Genomic DNA, 16,297 nt, shown 5'->3' on the forward strand with positions numbered 1-16,297 from the left:
GGCTTTTACAAAAAATGACAATCCTTTTACAAAAAGTGAACTCACTGATTATCACGATATTCTGAAGGACTAATTTTCACTTCCGCCTTGAACACTCTATTGAAATGACTCTGATTATTGTAGCCAACTTTATAGGCGATCTCCCCAATATTGAGTTCTGTTTCGGTTAGTAGACGTTGGGCTTCGTGGATTCTGATGCGGTTGATGTAGGTCTTGAAGTTACAGCTAAAACGCTCGTTGATGATGCCTGTTATTTTCCGTTGAGAGATGCCGATTTCTTTAGCCACAAGGTCAAGACTCAGTTCGTTATTATGAAAATGCTGGTTGATATAGGCGATACATTCTTCCTCATTGACAGCCGAAATCTCGGTCACTTCCACTGGTTTGTAAGACACCGTTACCTCTTCCTTTTTCTTTCTTTGGTAAGTGCGCCCGTAGCGCAAACCAAAAAGCAATACGACGAAAGCAATATAGCTTGTGCCGAGAATTACCCAGAGTTTGCTGTTGTTTCTGGTAAATGCAATGGAATACACCTCTAGCGTTTTCTCCTCTTCAATCTCGGGAACATATGCAGAACCCAGATTGATATGAAGGATACGGCTTAAGTCCGGCTTGCTTTTTTTGGACTCTGAAATTTGGTGCAGGTCTTCCCACCACTCCGGATGCTTCAGCTGGTTTAGCGGAATATGGTAAGTAGCCTCTTTATCCGATATCGTCAGGTAGGAATGATGAAGGTTCTCATCCTCCAAGGAAATCTTCTGCTCGTCAGGCAAAGGGGTATAAACACCTAGTCCCAACCGGTCGATTCCCTTTCCTGAAAGACATAAGCTGATCTGATTGTATTGGGAAACATCAATATATTGCGCTCTATCGGAGGGCATAATGCTGACACCTGCATAAGGACTGAAAAACCCTTCCCGCAACTGAAACCTGAACGTAAGCTTGGAATCGGTAACCGTCTGTTCAAGTATCTGCGTATTTCCCCCATCGATGCTATCCGTATATCCGACCAGTCCAAACTGCTGCGAATCAGGGAAGACGGTTTTATCCTCAATTCCAGCAAAATAGCCTATCACAGCGATGAAAATTACAGACAATACGCTTACAGGCCACAGAAAATATTTTGAGCTAAATATTTTGAGAGTCGAACGTTCCTCCATTTTCCATGCTTTTTGTATGAATTAAATCCACGCAAAGATAGCTAAATATGAAGTGATATTGTCAACTCAGTCACTACCTCAGAGATGCTTTCAGTCCTTTGAGGCTTTTAAGTCTTGGTTCAGTTATAATTGACTTGACATAAAAAAGCCAAACCTATCGGGTTTGGTGCAGAAAGACTAAATTTATTCTTCATTTAAGCAAGAGATAAAATGAATGTTATAAAACCCAGATTACCATCCGGAGCTAATATGGTTTGTTTTCTTCAGAAACGGTGTTTTTTGAAAGAGAAGAAATCCCAAAGGGATTAAACAATAGTAGCCGCAGGCATTTGCCTGCGGTATAAGTAATTCTATTTATTCAAATACGTAGTCTTTCTACTCTATAATTCGTTCCTGCTTTTCATAAGGCAATGAAAAATCCGAATTATGGACAATCTTGAATTTCCAGTTTAAATCCTGATCTTTCATAATCACAAATTGAATAACACCATTTCTGTCAGGAAGATGTTTCCCATTCGGTGTTTGACTATTCTTATTCAACCAATTCGCACTTACCATCACTACATCTGATAAGATTTCTCGGATCAAGAGGTTTTTCATTTCAAAAGAAGCATTTTTCATCACCACATTAAAAGCAAAGTCATGTTGCTTTTTGATGGCTTCCTTGCCAATTGCCGTCTGACTTACTACATCGGTAAACTCAGCGTCCTCAAGAAAATTATCCATAAACCCTTCGAGGTCCTTATCATTCCATGTATCCAAAAACCGTCCTAAAATGGTCTGGATTTCATTTGTGGTCTTGTCGTCTAACAATGATTTCATCTCTTTATTAATTAATGCCAATGCCTCATATTGAAAGAAAAGCAATCAAATGAAGGCTATTAACCTCGTAGTTTTATAATATATTATCTTTTTCTCTTATCCGGTAGGTACACCGTTCTTCTCCTGAGACAATATGCTGTACACGCTCAACCAAGAACTCATCTCCCATCAACTGCCTGAAGTTATTCAGTTCGCTGCGACAAAACCCCTGACACTCAGTAGCAGCAGCACAGATAGGACAATGGTTTTCTATCAAAAAATATTCGCCCTTTTCCTTTTTCCATTCTGCCATATAACCCTCGTCAGAACGTATTTTACACAACTTCGTTAGGCGCTTTTCGATGGTTGTCGCTTTTTTTAATTCGTCTTCGTAACGCTGATATATTTTTTTCTCTCTATCGTTTATCAATAAATCCAAGGCATTGTCACCCAATAGGCTTTTGACCGATTGCAATAACTCTACAGTCATCTGGGCGTGCGAATCGGGAAATTTGGAGGTACTTTTTTCACTTAGTGAATAATAGGTGACAGGCCTACCAACACCTTCACGCTTTGACGTGGTTTCTACCAGGTCTTCTTCCGTCAATTTCACCAGTTGCAAGCGAACCCCTTCTTTGGTTATGCCTAATTCTTTCGCCAAAGCTGCTGCGGTTATTTTGCCCCGCATTTTTAGGATCATCAATATTTTGTCTGATGCTGTCTTCTTCATTTTACAACAAATAAGTTGTTTTATTTTCATGTAAAAATAACCAAAATATGGGGATTTTGAAACAAAATAGCCATTTGAGGGCCTTTCAGGCTTTTTGCATGAGTAATAAACCAAATAATAAAACAAGTATTAACTTGGTTTATTAAAAATCACGCTATAACTTTGTTGCATCTTAAAACTATAAACAAGCATAATTATGGGTTACAAACTTCCTGAGTTGCCTTTCGCATACGATGCGTTAGCCAACCATTTTGATACAGAGACGATGACCATCCACCACCAACGTCATCACCAAGCGTATGTAAACAACCTGAACAAATCGGTTGAGGATAACGGCTTGGAAGCTGAAACGCTGGAAAGCCTTCTGAAAAATATCAGCAAGCACAGCCCTGCTGTAAGAAACAACGGAGGAGGACATTACAACCACTCTCTGTTCTGGGAAACCTTATCGCCTACGCCTAAAACTGCACCAGAAGGCAAATTGGCAGAGGAGATCAACAAGGTTTTCGGAAGCCTTGAACAATTGAAAGCGCAAATCAATCAAGCTGGAATGCAGCAGTTCGGCTCTGGTTGGGCTTGGTTGTTTGTGAAGTACAATGGCGCATTGGGCGTATCAGGTACTGCTAACCAAGACAATCCTTTGATGGACACAAACATCACGAACCAAGGCTACCCTATTCTGGGTGTTGACGTTTGGGAACATGCTTATTACCTGAAGTACCAAAACAAGCGTGCAGACTATCTGGATGCTTTCTGGGCAGTGCTGGATTGGGCTGCTGTTGAGAAAAAGTACGAGGAAGTGCTTTCAAAACTGAAATAACTTCCAAAGTACGGCGTAAGGTGGCTTTATGTCGCCTTGCTCTTTTTTAGACTAATGGCAGATAAATTATTATCAGACAATCTCATTAGGAGCGGCATCATTACAGTTGACCTGTCAGACTATGAACCCGAAGTAAAGAGCGTATTTTTTGATATAAAAGACGGCTTGGAAATGGGGCACTACCTTAAGTGATTTACAAAAAAATAAGATCAACTATGAAAGCATTGATATTTAACGGTGCGTTGGAAAGAAGGGAAAATGCAACTTCTGAACGCCTGTCAAGATTTTTGAGTGAATACCTTCACGAACTGGGTATCGAAACCAGCATATTCAAAATTGCGGATGCTGGTATTCCACTTTTTGATGTTTCCCTACAAAAAACGCCTAACTCGGTCGTGGTGATGAACCATGTATTTCGTGAAGCCGATGTACATATCTGGCTTACGCCACTTTATCATGGCAGCATGACTGGTGTGATGAAAAACTGTCTGGACTGGTTACAATACAGTGCGAACCTACCAAAACCTTACCTTATAGGAAAAATCATTGGTCTGGTTTGCTGGGCAGACGGTGTACAGGCTATGCAGGGTATCAATGCCATGGATGCCGTTGCCAAAGCACTCAGAGCATGGACTGCCCCACTGAGCATTCCAATAGAACGTAGTAAGCTGTTTGATGAAAATGGTGAAATCAGCTCCCATTACAAAGACCGTTTTACAACATTACTGCAACTTTTAACTGAAGCTAAAGTATAATGGGGGTTTATTAGTTTCTAGTGTCATATAACATTAAACCATCAATATATTCAACCTTATCATACATAAGCTGATAGTTATAGTATGGTCATTAAACTTGATAAGCTGTACTTTATTAACATTGAAACCCATTAAGAGACATAAAAAAACGGGTTCAGAAATTTCTAAACCCATTATCATTAAGTCTGCTGACTTTAAATAAAAAATCCCTAATTGACCTCTTTGTTGAGGTAGTAATTCTGTAAGATGTAGAATGCCTTTTTCTTCTCGCCCTTTTCAGAGATCAACCCTTTACGGTTCCAGCCATCCTGCACATCGGGCAACTGACGTAATGGGGACCTGAAATCAACCAGAATCCAAGGTGTCATTCCTGCCAGCCCATCAATACGGTCAAACATGGCTATACTTTCCTTATAGAGGTATTCCTGAAACTCTTCACTCCAACGGGTAAGGCTGTCTCCATGAAACCCTTGCAATGCACCACCGCCAAACTCACTTACTATGATCGGTTTCTCTATCTTGGTCTGAAATGATTTTGTTCTGCACGCTTCCGGAAGTCCACCATACCAACCAAGGTACTCGTTTAGGCTAATTACATCCAGCTTGGACATTAGCGGGTCACTATAGGTATAGACACTGTCAGGGTGTCCGTCCAGTTCCTGATCTTTTTTGCATGCAGCGGAAATCAGTCTGGTATCGTCCATTTCCCTTACATAGTCTACCAGTTCAGATAAGAATTGTGTACGGTCTGTTGTTGGTGCCGTTTCATTGGCTACAGACCAGATAATTGAACTTGCTCGGTTATAATCCCGCTTGATCAACTCAGCATATTGCGCTTTTGCCTTATTCAATACTTCTGGATTTCCCCAATTAATGCCCCAATAGAGCGGTAACTCCTCCCAAAGTAAAATGCCCATCTCATCTGCCAGACGAACAATATTCTCCTGATGTGGGTAATGAGCCAAGCGAATAAAGTTACAGCCCAGTTCCTGCGCCCAATCCAATACCAATTTCGCATCCTCCATGGAGTTTGCCCTGTCCTGACGGAGTGGGTTTTCGTCATGTAGACAGATGCCTTTCAGAAAGATGGGGTTGCCATTCAGCAGGATTTGTTTTCCACTGGTTTCTACTGTTCTAAAACCGATTTGGTCACTGATTTTATCCTCCCCTGCTTCAATGATTACCTGATAGCGTTTTGGGTTTTCCGGTGACCATAGTTCCAGTCTACTTACCTCAACCGTAAAGTCCGTTACGCCCTCTTTATTGACTTTAATTTCTTGAGTATGCTTCAGCTCTGGGATTATGATACGAGCATGCTTGGGCAATACCTCTCCGTTAAGTTCCAGTTGACCATTTATCCGCTTTGTCTTTTGGGTAAGTGTTGACTTGTCGAGTGAGATAAAGTAATTGGTTATAAATGTTTGTGGTACCTCGATCAGTTGTACATCACGAGTGATTCCACCATGGTTGAACCAATCGGTTACTTTTGAGGGAATATAGTCTACCTTTCGGGCATTGCTGACGCCTACAATCAAAAAATTGCCTTCTTCCTGAATCAAGTCGGTGACCTCATAACTGAATGGCGTAAACCCGCCCTCATGCTTGCCAAGAATTTTCCCGTTGAATGAAACTGTTGATATATAGTTGGCAGCCCCTATATTCACAAAGTAGCGTTTACTTTTATCGATATTATGCTTATCGAAAGTCTTTCGGTACCAAACAGCTCCCTCAAAATAAGTTAGCTCAGGTTGCTGAATATTCCAGCTACCGGGAACCCATAAAGTCTGTGCCTGATCAAAACTGTATTCGACCCTATCTGTCTTTTGATGGGATTGGGCATTTTTATACAGTGGCATTCCTCCCATACCTCCTGTTTCATAGGGATCCAATACATATTTCCATTTCCCATTCAAACTGGTAAATGTCCGGTTCTGGGTATTGGAGATAAAAATATCCTGACCATGAGTAAAGGGTAAAACACTCAATAACAGTAGAAAAAATAGCAGGCCTGTTTTCTGTCTAAACATAAATACAAGGTTTAATAACGGGTTGGATTCTATATACTTATGGATGCTTTTACTAATCCTATTAAATATATAGAGCACCTACCTCTTGAAATGCCCTCACTTTAAGTGTAAAAAATCTACTTTATTTACTGAGTGATGGAAAAAGCCTAATTGTCTCCTTACCCCTACCATAAAACTATATAAGCTTATAGCTCAACAGTGAACCCTTTATATGAAATTTTCATTTCACTATTCAATCTGCTTGATCACCTTGGCTGGCACTCCAGCTACCACACAATTTGCCGGAACATCCTTTACGACCACGGCTCCAGCTGCCACTACTGAGTTTTCCCCTATTGTAACACCTGGCAGTATGGTGACTGCGGCTCCAATCCAAACATTTTTCTTGATCAGTACTTTTCCCGGCACTAAGGTCTTACGGTCTCGAACTGGTACAGGATGGTTTTCAGAAGTGATGCTCACCCTAGGACCAATCATCACATCATCTTCAATTTCCACCATTCCCAAGTCCAAAATGGAACAGGCATGATTGATAAATACTCTTTCGCCCAGAGAAATATTCTTACCATAGTTGGTATAAAGAGGAGGATACACTCTGGTTGTGTCTGACACCTGTTTTCCTATAAGTTCCCCTAGGATACTGCGTGCTTTGACCAGATCATGTTCCTGATTAAATTTTGTCAGGAGGCTAATTGCACGGGAAGCATCATCTCCCAATTCACTGATGTCAGGGTGATTCATTGAAACGGCTTCACCCGCATTGAGTTTATTATGAATTTCTGACTCGTTATTTGATTTCATATATATCCGTTTTTAACTACGAACACATCTGAAGTACACTTTAATCGACACTTCAGATATGTGTAGCTTAAATTTTTGTACTACTTTAAGTAGTTTTTATGTTAGAAGTTTTCAGGCTTGTGATCATCGTTACCCGCTACTGTAACCTGACCGTTTACATTTCATATCCAGGCTTCTTGTAAAGCAAATCTGCTTCTTTCATAATCACATTTGGATATACTTCTTCTTTCCACTCTTCTTTTGTAAAATCCTGAATAGCAACAGAAAAAGCATCATCTCCATAATTCAGAATTTCTTTCGCAATTCTTACAAACTCTTGGCTTAGCAACTGTTTCTGCTCTTCTGTCTTGCCTTCCAGTAAACTGATCTTTATATGTGGCATAGCTTCTGAATTAATTGAAAAACCGTTGATCACTTTATTTGTAAATCCTGTAAGAGAACAAGTATTTCTCCCTTGCCAATCCACTTATTTTGTGTATTGCTCGTCAGTTACCTTTTCCATCCAAGTCACCACTTCACCATTAACATCTTCCTGTATGGCAATGTGGCTCATGGCTTTATTAGGGGAGGCACCATGCCAGTGCTTTTCATTCGGAGCAAACCACACGATATCACCGGGACGAATCTCCTCAATAGGCCCACCTTCACGTTGTACCCAACCCAATCCAGACTGTACAATCAATGTCTGACCAGCTGGGTGTGTGTGCCATGCGGTGCGTGCGCCCGGCTCAAAAGTCACCAGTGCTGCGGCTGCTTTTGTCACTTCCTTTTTTGAGAATAGAGGGTCTATTCTTACATCACCTGAAAACCAAGCTTCTGGTCCTTTTACAGATGGTAATTGCTCATTTCTTATAATTTCCATAGTGCTGTTATTTTATTTCAAATGTTACTGTTGTACTTGATACCAATGCATTTACAAATCCACGTACATCTTCCATTTTCCCCATTGGAATTAGGCCACTTGCATACTTGAAGTCCTTGTAGAATATGGCTACATCCCCCCAAGGAGTATAGTACATCATATCACCTACTGAAGCCTCAGCACCTGAAGGGGCCTGTTCTGTAGACAAGGCAGGATTTGGGTAAAAGACTTTCTCAATGCCTGCATAATCTTCCACCTCCACAGTAAATGGCAACTGATCCAATAGGCTTTGGGAGGTGGGATTATTGTAAAGCGATGCCTTGAACACCTGAGTACCAACTGTTATGTTCAAATGAATTAAAAGTCCCTTGTTATCCATATCTTGAAAGCTGAAAGATTGTTGAAGCATAACCTCTTTCTTCTTACAGGAATAGTGCAAGAACAAAGAGGCAATAACAGAGAGAATTAATACAAAAAACGTCTTACTTCGCGTACACCGGAAACATACTGGCATCTCCGTAATCCTTAATCTGCTCCATGTTTAACAAGGACTGCATATCTGCCTCTGAAATCTCAAAATCCACGTCAGCATTGTTTTTCATGTGCGCAGGATTTGCTGTTTTAGGCAAAGGCAGAAGGTCTTGCTGTAAGCAGAATCGGATAGCCAACTGCGGTACTGACACCTGATACTTTTCAGCTATTTTTCCTACTTCCTGATTCTTGAAGAGCTCCCCATGTCCGATAGGTGAATAGGCTTCAACCAGAATACCATTCTCCTCGCAGAATTGAATCAGTTCGGAAGGCATCTTGCTGATGTGCGCCAATATCTGGTTCACCATTGGTTTGATCTCACTAGATTCGAGTATGTTTTTCAAATCCGCTATTTCGAAGTTGGAGACCCCAATAGCCTTTAGTTTCCCTGCCTTGTAGGCATCTTCCAATGCTCTCCAAGCCTCACGGTTTCCTTCATGGTAAGCCTCGTCCTCCAAGAAATTGGCCCAAGGTTTCGGGCTGTGAATAATCATGAGGTCTATATAGTCAAGCCCCAATGTTTTTAAGGAATTGTCAATGGAAGCCACTGCTTCGTCATAGGACTTCACCTCAGCAGCAAGCTTGGTGGTAACAAACAGTTCCTCTCTATTTACGCCACATTCCCTGATTCCTTTACCTACTCCAGCCTCGTTTTGGTATGCCTGGGCAGTGTCGATATGGCGATAGCCCAGCTTTACCGCTTCCTTCACGGCTTCTACCACATCTTCGTCACTGATAAACCATGTACCTAGACCCAACTTAGGGATTTCAACCCCATTTGATAGTTTATAATTCTCTTGTAACATCATCGTTCGATTCTTTTTAATGTATTAAAATGTTTTTGCGTCAATTACATAGCGGTAGCGGGCTTCCTTGTTTACTACCTTTTCCCAGGCCTCATTGACCTGCTCTGCCTTTATAACCTCAATTTCTGGCTTGATGCCATTGTCTGCACAGTAGTGAACCACTTCCTGTGTTTCGGGAATACCTCCGATCAAGGACGAATTGAAATTCACTCTTGAAAATGCCAGCATCAGGTTATTGATCGTGATCTCTGAACCATCCGGCATCCCAACAAACGTGAAGGTGCCGTAAGGCTTTACACATGCCACATAAGGAGATACATTGAACTGGTATGGGATAGTACTGATCATATAATCCAATGTCTTGCTATATGCCTGCATGTTTTTGAACTCATCATCCACCACAATCACCTCTTTCACGCCCCATGACTTGATGTCCTCTACCTTGTCAGGTGAGGTAGTGAATGCATATACTTCTGCGCCTTTGGAAACAGCAATTTTCACTGCCATATGTCCGAGTCCGCCAATACCTGCAACCCCAACTTTGTCTCCCACCTTGAATTGTGCCCTCATCAACGGTGAGTAAGTGGTAATGCCAGCACACAATAATGGAGCAGCCTCCTCAAAGCTGATATGCTCAGGAATGTGTACTGCAAAGTGATCCCTTACCACAATCTTGTCGGAGTAACCACCCTGCGAGATGCCAGTTGGTTCAGCCTTAGTCGGAAAACCGTAAGTGAAGACTGTCTGTCCCTTGTCACAGAAATGTTCTTCTCCGTGAGTACAGCTATCACATTCCATGCAGCTGTCAACCATACAGCCTACGCCAGCCCTATCTCCAATCTTGAATTTGGTAACGTTTTTACCCACGGCCGCCACTATTCCCACAATCTCATGCCCCGGCACCTGAGGGTATTGCTGTGGTCCCCAGTGTCCTTTCAGCTGGTGGATATCAGAATGGCAGATACTGGCATACTGAATGTCGATCAGGATATCATCATCTCCAACTGGTCTACGCTCAAACTCCCAAGGGCTTAGTTTCCCTGAGGCATCCTTTGCGGCATAGCCTTTTGCTTTTATATTCTGGCTCATAACTTCTGGTGTTTTATTTTGAGAAAAAAGTTGCAGTGGGTTGGCTAGTGCCAAACCAGCACCCGCTATTGCAGTCTGCTGAATGAATTTCCTTCTGGATTGCTGTCTGTCCTGATTGTTGCTTGAAGCTGCCATACAGTGCTCTGATTTGTTTAGTTGTTATGGTATTCCTTATCCGTTACAGGTTCTTTCCAGTCCACAATTCCTTTTTCTGTGTTGGGAACAATGTACATCTGTTGCAAACCTACTTCAGGGCTAGCCCCATGCCAATGCAGTACATTGGGTGGGCACTTGATGACATCTCCCTTTCTGATGGTCTGTCGGGGCTGTCCTTTAATCTGGTGGTAGCCTACCCCGTCCGTAATGATCAGAATTTGTCCTGCCGGATGCGTATGCCAGTTGCTTCTGGCGCCAGGTTCGAAGTAGACATTACCAACCAATGTCGTGTAAGTGGAGTCAGCAGGTAACAGCCCATAGTTCCATGCCTTACCTGTGAAAAGTGCTTCCGGCCCTTGCTCTCCCTTAGGAAAAATGGTTTGCAGCTCTGGATTATCCACCTTTGTACAACCGGCAGTAAGCAGCACCAAAAACAGGAATGTGATTACAGCTCTCATCTATTGATCGTTTAATTGTTATTACTTTTTTACAAGGAAATTTCATTTCTTCTTCCAAAATCTCACGATACAAATGTCGGGGGAACAAAAGAGAATAAGTTACCCGAATTACGGCATTACTTACCCTTATTACTGAATGTTACTTTACCTATATCTTATTAATAATCATACACTTATATTTGAATCATAATTTATAAGAACATGGTTCCAGATCGGCCTTGTAAAACTTTACAATACAAATGTCGGGGGAAAAGAAAGCAAGGAATTACCCGAATTACGGTTCTGCTTACCATAATCACGGAATGTGGTTGACAGAAGGAAAGTATTAGAGAAAAGCCATGTAAGTTTGGCTTACCATATTATAAAAAGTATATGCCATGAATGATATAACCAGCATAAATACAGTAACGGAATATAACAACCTGGTAGGACACGAGACCCTGCACCCTTTGGTGAGTATTGTGGATTTTGAGAAGATCAACCCCTTCTGTTACTTCAGAAGTCAAATTGGCTTGTATGCCATTTTTCTAAAGGATGCAAAATGCGGGGATATGACCTATGGCTGTAACAACTATGACTACGAGGAAGGGGCTTTGATCTTTATCTCTCCAGGGCAGGTATATGGCGTTGAAAGCAAGGAGAAAAAGAAAGGGGTTGGCCATGCTTTGGTCTTCCACCCTGACCTGATACACGGCACCAACTTAGGGCGTAACATCAAGGATTATACTTTCTTTTCTTATCAGGTCAATGAGGCACTTCACCTCTCTAGCCGTGAAAGGGCAATCGTCAATGATTGCTTTGACAAGATCAATTATGAACTGGAGCACGGCCTTGACTCCCATAGCAAGACACTTATTGTATCCTATATTGAACTGTTTCTCAATTACTGCAAACGATTCTACGAGCGGCAATTTATTACCAGAAGCCATGCGAACAAGGATGTGTTGACGAGATTTGAAAAGGTACTGGATGAATACTTTGGCTCTGAACTGCCTATCGAATCAGGCCTGCCATCGGTTCGCTACTGCGCCGACAAGCTGTTCCTGTCGTCCAACTACCTGGGAGACCTTCTGAAAAAGGAGACCGGAAAATCTGCACAGGAGCATATCCAGTTAAAGCTGATCGAGATTGCCAAGGAAAAGATTTACGAACCAGGCAAGTCCATCAGTGAGATTGCTTACGAACTGGGCTTTAAGCATCCTCAGCACTTTACAAGAATGTTCAAGAAAAAAGTTGGGGTATCACCTGTTGAATACAAGTCATTGAACTAGTGATAAATCGGGTCGGTACTAATATTAAAAGCTGATAGATTATCAAGGGTAGACCTTTTGTAACCTATCAGCTTTTTTGTTTTTGTCTTATGGTTACTATTAGTTAGTTCTCGTCTTACAAAACTCCGTAAACTTTTAGGAGCAATCTTGCCATATTCAACCAGCTCCCGATAGGCAGCTGATTTTTTAGAGGTTCGGGTATCTATTCCGAACCTTGAAAAAACTTTTTGAAGGAAATGCTCATTGAAAGCCAGGGACTTAATATCCGCTAAAGAGAAAGTCCCTCTCTCTCTTCCATCGGCACATTCAAATGATGGCAGACCTTCGCCAAGTTCACCGCCGTTAGGCTGGCGTTGCCTAGCCGCCCGCAAAACCCGCAATCTCCAATCCACGCATTTCCCTTCCTGCGCAGCCAGACCAGAAATAGCCGATCCCGCAGGTCTGCTTGCCTGACTTGGAAAGGAAACTAGGATCAAATGCCACTACCCAATCCTGCTTTTGACAGTGAGAGAGCAGTAAGGTATTAAAGGCAAAGAAATTGAATCCTTTGCCGAACCAGTTTCGCAACGTTGTTTCCGTCAACTGACTGTAACGGGTAATATTGGTTAGGTTATTTATATACTCCCCTGACTATCAGCATGGTAGTGAAAAGGTGAATCAGAAATTTCTTCTGAGGCCCAGCGTACGCCCTGCATTTTATCCAATATTTGTTCCGTGAGTATCTCGATGCTCATAGGGCAAAAGGATTGTTGTTTGGCTTAGGAACCACAAAATTAACCTTTCGCTTTTTTATTGCCCAGAATTAAAAACTTTACGGAGTATTATTATTAGTACTATCTTGAAAAAATAACGATAGCTTTTTATTAGCATAAATTTTCATCCAAACCGATATAAAAAATCATATGCACTTACCAAAATTATTTAAGACGGAAAATTATGAAGTTCTTCAAGAAGTAATAACAAATAATCCATTTTCAAATTTAATCATCTATAACAAAAGAATAATTGCGACAAGAGCAATGATGGCAATAAATGGAAGTGAAAATGACTTTTATATTGAAACACACCTTAATAAAGCTAACCCAGTAGCGAGACAAATTGATATTAAAGAAGAAGTTCTTTGTGAGTTTTTAGGCTCTCATACATACATAAGCTCATCATGGTATGACCATATTAATGTCTCTACATGGAATTATGAACAAGTTCAGATATACGGAAAAGTAGAATTCATGACCGAAACAGCACTTTACAACCATCTCAATAAGTTGACTAACACCTATGAATCTTCTCAGAAGTGTCCAATAACATTAGAGAAAATGGGTAAAGCGTTTGTTGAAAAAGAAATGAAAGGCGCTATAGGAATCAAAATAATTCCAACAGAAATCAAGATTAAACAAAAGCTATCTCAAAACCGAGATGATAAAAACTTCAACAATATAATCGAGAAATTATCACAATCTGAAGATGAAATGGATATGCGCATTGCCGAAAAAATGAAAAAATTAAGGAGTTAGTGGTATGCTAAGGCTAGTATATTGGCTAGTCCCTACTTTAGTTTCCCAATAGCAATCACATCAGGTTATTAAATTTTGGATTAGTGCTATATTGGAAAGCAGCAAGCTTGATAAACAATAGCAGGATGTTAGCCACAATTAAAAAATAGTGTGTCAAAAGTTATCCTATCCGATTTCTACTAAACTAATAGATTTTTTTATGAAAAATTTTGTTGTACTCCTCTTCCTAATTTTAGTAATAAGCACCTCAGCCAAAACACAAAGTCACAATGATTCAATTACTACTGAATTGATAAAGTTAAGCGAAAACAGTCATCTTATTGGCTTTGCAGTTGCTATTGTAGATAAAGACAGTATTGTTTATGCTAAAGGATTCGGTCACGCCAACAAAAGAACAAATACACCTTATACGGTTCATACGATACAACCAATTGCTTCTATATCTAAAACTTTACTTGGGGTTGCTTTAATGAAAGCTCAAGAGATGGGAAAATTAAACCTTTGCGATAATATTAATGACTATCTTCCTTTTAAAATTTACAACCCCAATTTTCCAGACGAAAAAATAACAATCCAGCAGCTTGCAAATCACACTTCGAGTATTATTGATGGTGATCAATATGACCGTACATATGTTTTCAAAGAAAAAATTCCAGTTTTTTATAATGATTCATCTAGCCAAGTCAAACAAGAGATAAAGGAATCTGTTGACCTTTTCAATAAGAATGAATGGATGCCAATGTCTGATTTCATAAGAAATCAATACAGCCAAAATGGAATTTGGTACAACAGGGAAAACTTTTCTAATAACCTTCCAGGAAGCACCTACAAATATAGTAATATGGGGGCTAATATAGCTGCCTATATTATTGAAGAAGTAAGTGGTGAAGTTTACATTGAATTTGTTAAGAAACATATACTTAACCCATTACAAATGACTAATTCTGGATGGCCTTCCAATAATTATCATCCAAGTAACGTTTCCACTTTATATTGGTATGGGTATCCGATGCCAGAATATGAACTCATTACATATGGTGATGGCGGTTTTATGACTAACATTACAGATTTCAGCAAATTTCTTATTACAATGATTCAAGGCTATAACGGTGAGGATAACATTTTAACAGCTACGAGCTATAAAGAAATGATGGAAAGACCAATTTCATCAAATTTAAAAAAAGGTGTTTTTTGGAGTGTAGATTCAGAAAAAATTGGTCATAGCGGAAATGACCTAGGGGTTATATCCCATGCGTATTTTTTAATAGAAAAAGGAAAGGGCATAATAATCTTTGTTAATACATCCGAAACTGAGAACGCAATGATTGAAGTAAGAGACATTTATCGAACACTTTTAAAGTATGCAAAGCGTGGATAACATTTAATTCTAAAATTAACCTAAATATCTATCCAGATTTATTTCACTCAGAAATTCTTTTTTTAAAAAGTAGAAGCCACAGCATTTAAGATAATCCATGTTCCATTCCGTTTTTCCAATTGATAGATCTGCTGCAATCTCCACGTATCTCTCGATCCCCAAATTCTTGCATCCAACAAGTTTTGATTCATCAGTTCTGCCCTATCCCCATCCACTTTTACAGTACGATTCAATTCTTTAGCCGTGTAGTATTTCATGCTTTCTTGGTCTATCTCATCAAACCAATCTTCTTTTGACTGGACAACTCCGGTGATATGTGTTAGGGTAAACCCCTTGTCTACCATTTTTTCCATTTCTGTTGTGTTCTGATCGATCATCAGATTAGTGAAGTGTCTGATTACCTCAAGGACTTTATTTTCTTCTTGGTTCTGTGACATAGCTTTTGAGATTATGATTCTAATAAATATTAATGCAACATATTCTAAAAGGAATAGCTGCCTCACTATTAGTGAAACAGCTATATAATAATTTACAGATACGCTCTTGATGACGGCTACCTACTCAATGCTTGTCTGTAATCCTCAATGGTATCTATATCTATAAGCTCACCTTTGTGTTTATATAATACCACCTCTTCGCTAAGTTGACTGAGTAGTGATTTAGCTCCTTTGTCTCCTGATATATTAAGTAACGAAGAGAAATACTTCCTTGGGAGTATTGCAGGAACTCCAGGACTATTGCCATAGGATGTAGCCACACAGCGATCGGGATATTCTGAATGAATCGCCAACATATTATTGATATCCTTAGTCAGGATAAAAGGCTGATCTGCCAGAAACAGGAATACGCCATCAATATCTTGCATGTCCAAAACATATTGAATTCCTGCTTTAATACTCTCGCTCAGTCCCAACGACCAGTGCTCGTTATAAACCAATTGTACTTGGTCTGATAAAACAGGCGCAATTTTCTCACTATTGGCCCCTAATACACAACATACTAGTTCAAATTCGATGGATTCAATCGCATCAAACATATGCTGAATGATAGGTTTGTTTTCTATCATCAGCAATTGCTTGGCCTGTCCCATCCTAGATGATGCTCCTGCCGATAGCACAATGGCTGCCAATCCCATAAT

At 40.3% G+C, this 16,297-nt stretch carries 20 protein-coding genes; 6 read left to right on the plus strand and 14 right to left on the minus strand.

The genetic code is table 11. The annotated features are described in order from the left end of the window. Positions 1-41 precede the first annotated feature (41 nt). From V6R21_RS02650 to V6R21_RS02660, 3 genes are all read right to left on the minus strand, one after another. Positions 42-1,160 carry a helix-turn-helix domain-containing protein gene (locus V6R21_RS02650; protein ID WP_334240619.1) on the minus strand — a complete coding sequence of 373 codons (1,119 nt, stop codon included), beginning with the start codon at positions 1,158-1,160 and terminating at the stop codon, positions 42-44. 375 nt (positions 1,161-1,535) lie between these two features. Next, positions 1,536-1,982, minus strand: a complete 447-nt coding sequence (locus tag V6R21_RS02655; RefSeq protein ID WP_334240621.1) for a YybH family protein — start codon at positions 1,980-1,982, stop codon at positions 1,536-1,538. Positions 1,983-2,055: 73 nt separating this feature from the next. Next, positions 2,056-2,691: a helix-turn-helix transcriptional regulator gene (locus V6R21_RS02660; RefSeq protein ID WP_334240623.1), complete on the minus strand. Its 636-nt coding sequence runs from the start codon at positions 2,689-2,691 to the stop codon at positions 2,056-2,058. A 196-nt stretch (positions 2,692-2,887) separates the two neighbouring features. Between V6R21_RS02660 and V6R21_RS02665 the strand changes: the two genes are divergently transcribed. Genes V6R21_RS02665 through V6R21_RS02675 form a run of 3 tightly spaced genes read left to right on the plus strand, consistent with a single transcriptional unit; the run spans position 2,888 to position 4,266 of the window. Beyond that, on the plus strand, positions 2,888-3,511 hold the full coding sequence (locus V6R21_RS02665; RefSeq protein WP_334240625.1) for a superoxide dismutase: 624 nt from the start codon (positions 2,888-2,890) through the stop codon (positions 3,509-3,511). 54 nt (positions 3,512-3,565) lie between these two features. Further along, the gene (locus tag V6R21_RS02670; RefSeq protein WP_334240627.1) at positions 3,566-3,703 is read left to right on the plus strand and encodes a hypothetical protein; all 138 of its coding nucleotides are present in this window, start codon (positions 3,566-3,568) and stop codon (positions 3,701-3,703) included. Positions 3,704-3,726: 23 nt separating this feature from the next. Then, complete coding sequence (locus V6R21_RS02675) at positions 3,727-4,266, plus strand: NADPH-dependent FMN reductase (RefSeq protein WP_334240629.1); 540 nt, start codon at positions 3,727-3,729, stop codon at positions 4,264-4,266. 209 nt (positions 4,267-4,475) lie between these two features. Here the strand turns inward: V6R21_RS02675 and V6R21_RS02680 are convergent, their stop codons facing one another. The 8 genes from V6R21_RS02680 to V6R21_RS02715 form a co-directional block, all read right to left on the minus strand. Next, positions 4,476-6,293, minus strand: a complete 1,818-nt coding sequence (locus tag V6R21_RS02680; RefSeq protein ID WP_334240632.1) for a glycoside hydrolase family 2 protein — start codon at positions 6,291-6,293, stop codon at positions 4,476-4,478. 228 nt (positions 6,294-6,521) lie between these two features. Next, a complete protein-coding gene (locus tag V6R21_RS02685; protein ID WP_334240633.1) occupies positions 6,522-7,094 on the minus strand; it encodes a DapH/DapD/GlmU-related protein in 573 nt (190 codons plus the stop codon). A 154-nt stretch (positions 7,095-7,248) separates the two neighbouring features. Further along, positions 7,249-7,476 (minus strand): tautomerase family protein, encoded by a 228-nt coding sequence (locus V6R21_RS02690; RefSeq protein WP_334240635.1) that lies wholly within the window; start codon positions 7,474-7,476, stop codon positions 7,249-7,251. Positions 7,477-7,560: 84 nt separating this feature from the next. Then, a complete protein-coding gene (locus tag V6R21_RS02695; RefSeq protein WP_334240637.1) occupies positions 7,561-7,956 on the minus strand; it encodes a (R)-mandelonitrile lyase in 396 nt (131 codons plus the stop codon). 7 nt (positions 7,957-7,963) lie between these two features. Beyond that, positions 7,964-8,365, minus strand: a complete 402-nt coding sequence (locus V6R21_RS02700) for a cyclophilin-like fold protein (protein WP_334240639.1) — start codon at positions 8,363-8,365, stop codon at positions 7,964-7,966. 73 nt (positions 8,366-8,438) lie between these two features. Beyond that, positions 8,439-9,296, minus strand: coding sequence for an aldo/keto reductase (locus V6R21_RS02705; protein WP_334240641.1), 858 nt, complete (start codon positions 9,294-9,296; stop codon positions 8,439-8,441). Between the two features lie 21 nt (positions 9,297-9,317). Beyond that, the gene (locus V6R21_RS02710) at positions 9,318-10,517 is read right to left on the minus strand and encodes an NAD(P)-dependent alcohol dehydrogenase (RefSeq protein ID WP_334240643.1); all 1,200 of its coding nucleotides are present in this window, start codon (positions 10,515-10,517) and stop codon (positions 9,318-9,320) included. Between the two features lie 17 nt (positions 10,518-10,534). Then, the gene (locus V6R21_RS02715; protein WP_334240645.1) at positions 10,535-10,996 is read right to left on the minus strand and encodes a cupin domain-containing protein; all 462 of its coding nucleotides are present in this window, start codon (positions 10,994-10,996) and stop codon (positions 10,535-10,537) included. Between the two features lie 377 nt (positions 10,997-11,373). Between V6R21_RS02715 and V6R21_RS02720 the strand changes: the two genes are divergently transcribed. Further along, positions 11,374-12,267 carry a helix-turn-helix domain-containing protein gene (locus V6R21_RS02720; protein WP_334240648.1) on the plus strand — a complete coding sequence of 298 codons (894 nt, stop codon included), beginning with the start codon at positions 11,374-11,376 and terminating at the stop codon, positions 12,265-12,267. Positions 12,268-12,624: 357 nt separating this feature from the next. On the opposite strand, the gene V6R21_RS02725 is transcribed toward V6R21_RS02720, so the two are convergent. Next, the gene (locus tag V6R21_RS02725) at positions 12,625-12,849 is read right to left on the minus strand and encodes a hypothetical protein (RefSeq protein WP_334240649.1); all 225 of its coding nucleotides are present in this window, start codon (positions 12,847-12,849) and stop codon (positions 12,625-12,627) included. A 320-nt stretch (positions 12,850-13,169) separates the two neighbouring features. On the opposite strand from V6R21_RS02725, the gene V6R21_RS02730 reads away from it, so the two are divergent. Together V6R21_RS02730 and V6R21_RS02735 are read left to right on the plus strand one after the other, a co-directional pair. Beyond that, the gene (locus V6R21_RS02730; protein WP_334240651.1) at positions 13,170-13,781 is read left to right on the plus strand and encodes an FMN-binding negative transcriptional regulator; all 612 of its coding nucleotides are present in this window, start codon (positions 13,170-13,172) and stop codon (positions 13,779-13,781) included. A 199-nt stretch (positions 13,782-13,980) separates the two neighbouring features. Further along, complete coding sequence (locus V6R21_RS02735; protein ID WP_334240653.1) at positions 13,981-15,159, plus strand: serine hydrolase domain-containing protein; 1,179 nt, start codon at positions 13,981-13,983, stop codon at positions 15,157-15,159. A gap of 62 nt (positions 15,160-15,221) precedes the next feature. On the opposite strand, the gene V6R21_RS02740 is transcribed toward V6R21_RS02735, so the two are convergent. Both V6R21_RS02740 and V6R21_RS02745 read right to left on the minus strand, forming a co-directional pair. Further along, positions 15,222-15,596, minus strand: coding sequence for a nuclear transport factor 2 family protein (locus tag V6R21_RS02740; protein WP_334240655.1), 375 nt, complete (start codon positions 15,594-15,596; stop codon positions 15,222-15,224). 116 nt (positions 15,597-15,712) lie between these two features. Then, positions 15,713-16,294, minus strand: coding sequence for a nucleotidyltransferase family protein (locus V6R21_RS02745; protein ID WP_334240656.1), 582 nt, complete (start codon positions 16,292-16,294; stop codon positions 15,713-15,715). Between the last annotated feature and the right edge of the window lie 3 nt (positions 16,295-16,297).

Origin of the sequence: Limibacter armeniacum (assembly GCF_036880985.1) — a bacterium.
Lineage (GTDB): Bacteria > Bacteroidota > Bacteroidia > Cytophagales > Flammeovirgaceae > Limibacter > Limibacter armeniacum.

Coding starts and splice junctions, on each gene's coding strand:
- V6R21_RS02650 (WP_334240619.1), bottom strand. CDS start 1,160: ATGGAGGAACGTTCGACTCTCAAAATATTTAGCTCAAAATATTTTCTG.
- V6R21_RS02655 (WP_334240621.1), bottom strand. CDS start 1,982: ATGAAATCATTGTTAGACGACAAGACCACAAATGAAATCCAGACCATT.
- V6R21_RS02660 (WP_334240623.1), bottom strand. CDS start 2,691: ATGAAGAAGACAGCATCAGACAAAATATTGATGATCCTAAAAATGCGG.
- V6R21_RS02665 (WP_334240625.1), top strand. CDS start 2,888: ATGGGTTACAAACTTCCTGAGTTGCCTTTCGCATACGATGCGTTAGCC.
- V6R21_RS02670 (WP_334240627.1), top strand. CDS start 3,566: ATGGCAGATAAATTATTATCAGACAATCTCATTAGGAGCGGCATCATT.
- V6R21_RS02675 (WP_334240629.1), top strand. CDS start 3,727: ATGAAAGCATTGATATTTAACGGTGCGTTGGAAAGAAGGGAAAATGCA.
- V6R21_RS02680 (WP_334240632.1), bottom strand. CDS start 6,293: ATGTTTAGACAGAAAACAGGCCTGCTATTTTTTCTACTGTTATTGAGT.
- V6R21_RS02685 (WP_334240633.1), bottom strand. CDS start 7,094: ATGAAATCAAATAACGAGTCAGAAATTCATAATAAACTCAATGCGGGT.
- V6R21_RS02690 (WP_334240635.1), bottom strand. CDS start 7,476: ATGCCACATATAAAGATCAGTTTACTGGAAGGCAAGACAGAAGAGCAG.
- V6R21_RS02695 (WP_334240637.1), bottom strand. CDS start 7,956: ATGGAAATTATAAGAAATGAGCAATTACCATCTGTAAAAGGACCAGAA.
- V6R21_RS02700 (WP_334240639.1), bottom strand. CDS start 8,365: ATGCTTCAACAATCTTTCAGCTTTCAAGATATGGATAACAAGGGACTT.
- V6R21_RS02705 (WP_334240641.1), bottom strand. CDS start 9,296: ATGATGTTACAAGAGAATTATAAACTATCAAATGGGGTTGAAATCCCT.
- V6R21_RS02710 (WP_334240643.1), bottom strand. CDS start 10,517: ATGGCAGCTTCAAGCAACAATCAGGACAGACAGCAATCCAGAAGGAAA.
- V6R21_RS02715 (WP_334240645.1), bottom strand. CDS start 10,996: ATGAGAGCTGTAATCACATTCCTGTTTTTGGTGCTGCTTACTGCCGGT.
- V6R21_RS02720 (WP_334240648.1), top strand. CDS start 11,374: ATGAATGATATAACCAGCATAAATACAGTAACGGAATATAACAACCTG.
- V6R21_RS02730 (WP_334240651.1), top strand. CDS start 13,170: ATGCACTTACCAAAATTATTTAAGACGGAAAATTATGAAGTTCTTCAA.
- V6R21_RS02735 (WP_334240653.1), top strand. CDS start 13,981: ATGAAAAATTTTGTTGTACTCCTCTTCCTAATTTTAGTAATAAGCACC.
- V6R21_RS02740 (WP_334240655.1), bottom strand. CDS start 15,596: ATGTCACAGAACCAAGAAGAAAATAAAGTCCTTGAGGTAATCAGACAC.
- V6R21_RS02745 (WP_334240656.1), bottom strand. CDS start 16,294: ATGGGATTGGCAGCCATTGTGCTATCGGCAGGAGCATCATCTAGGATG.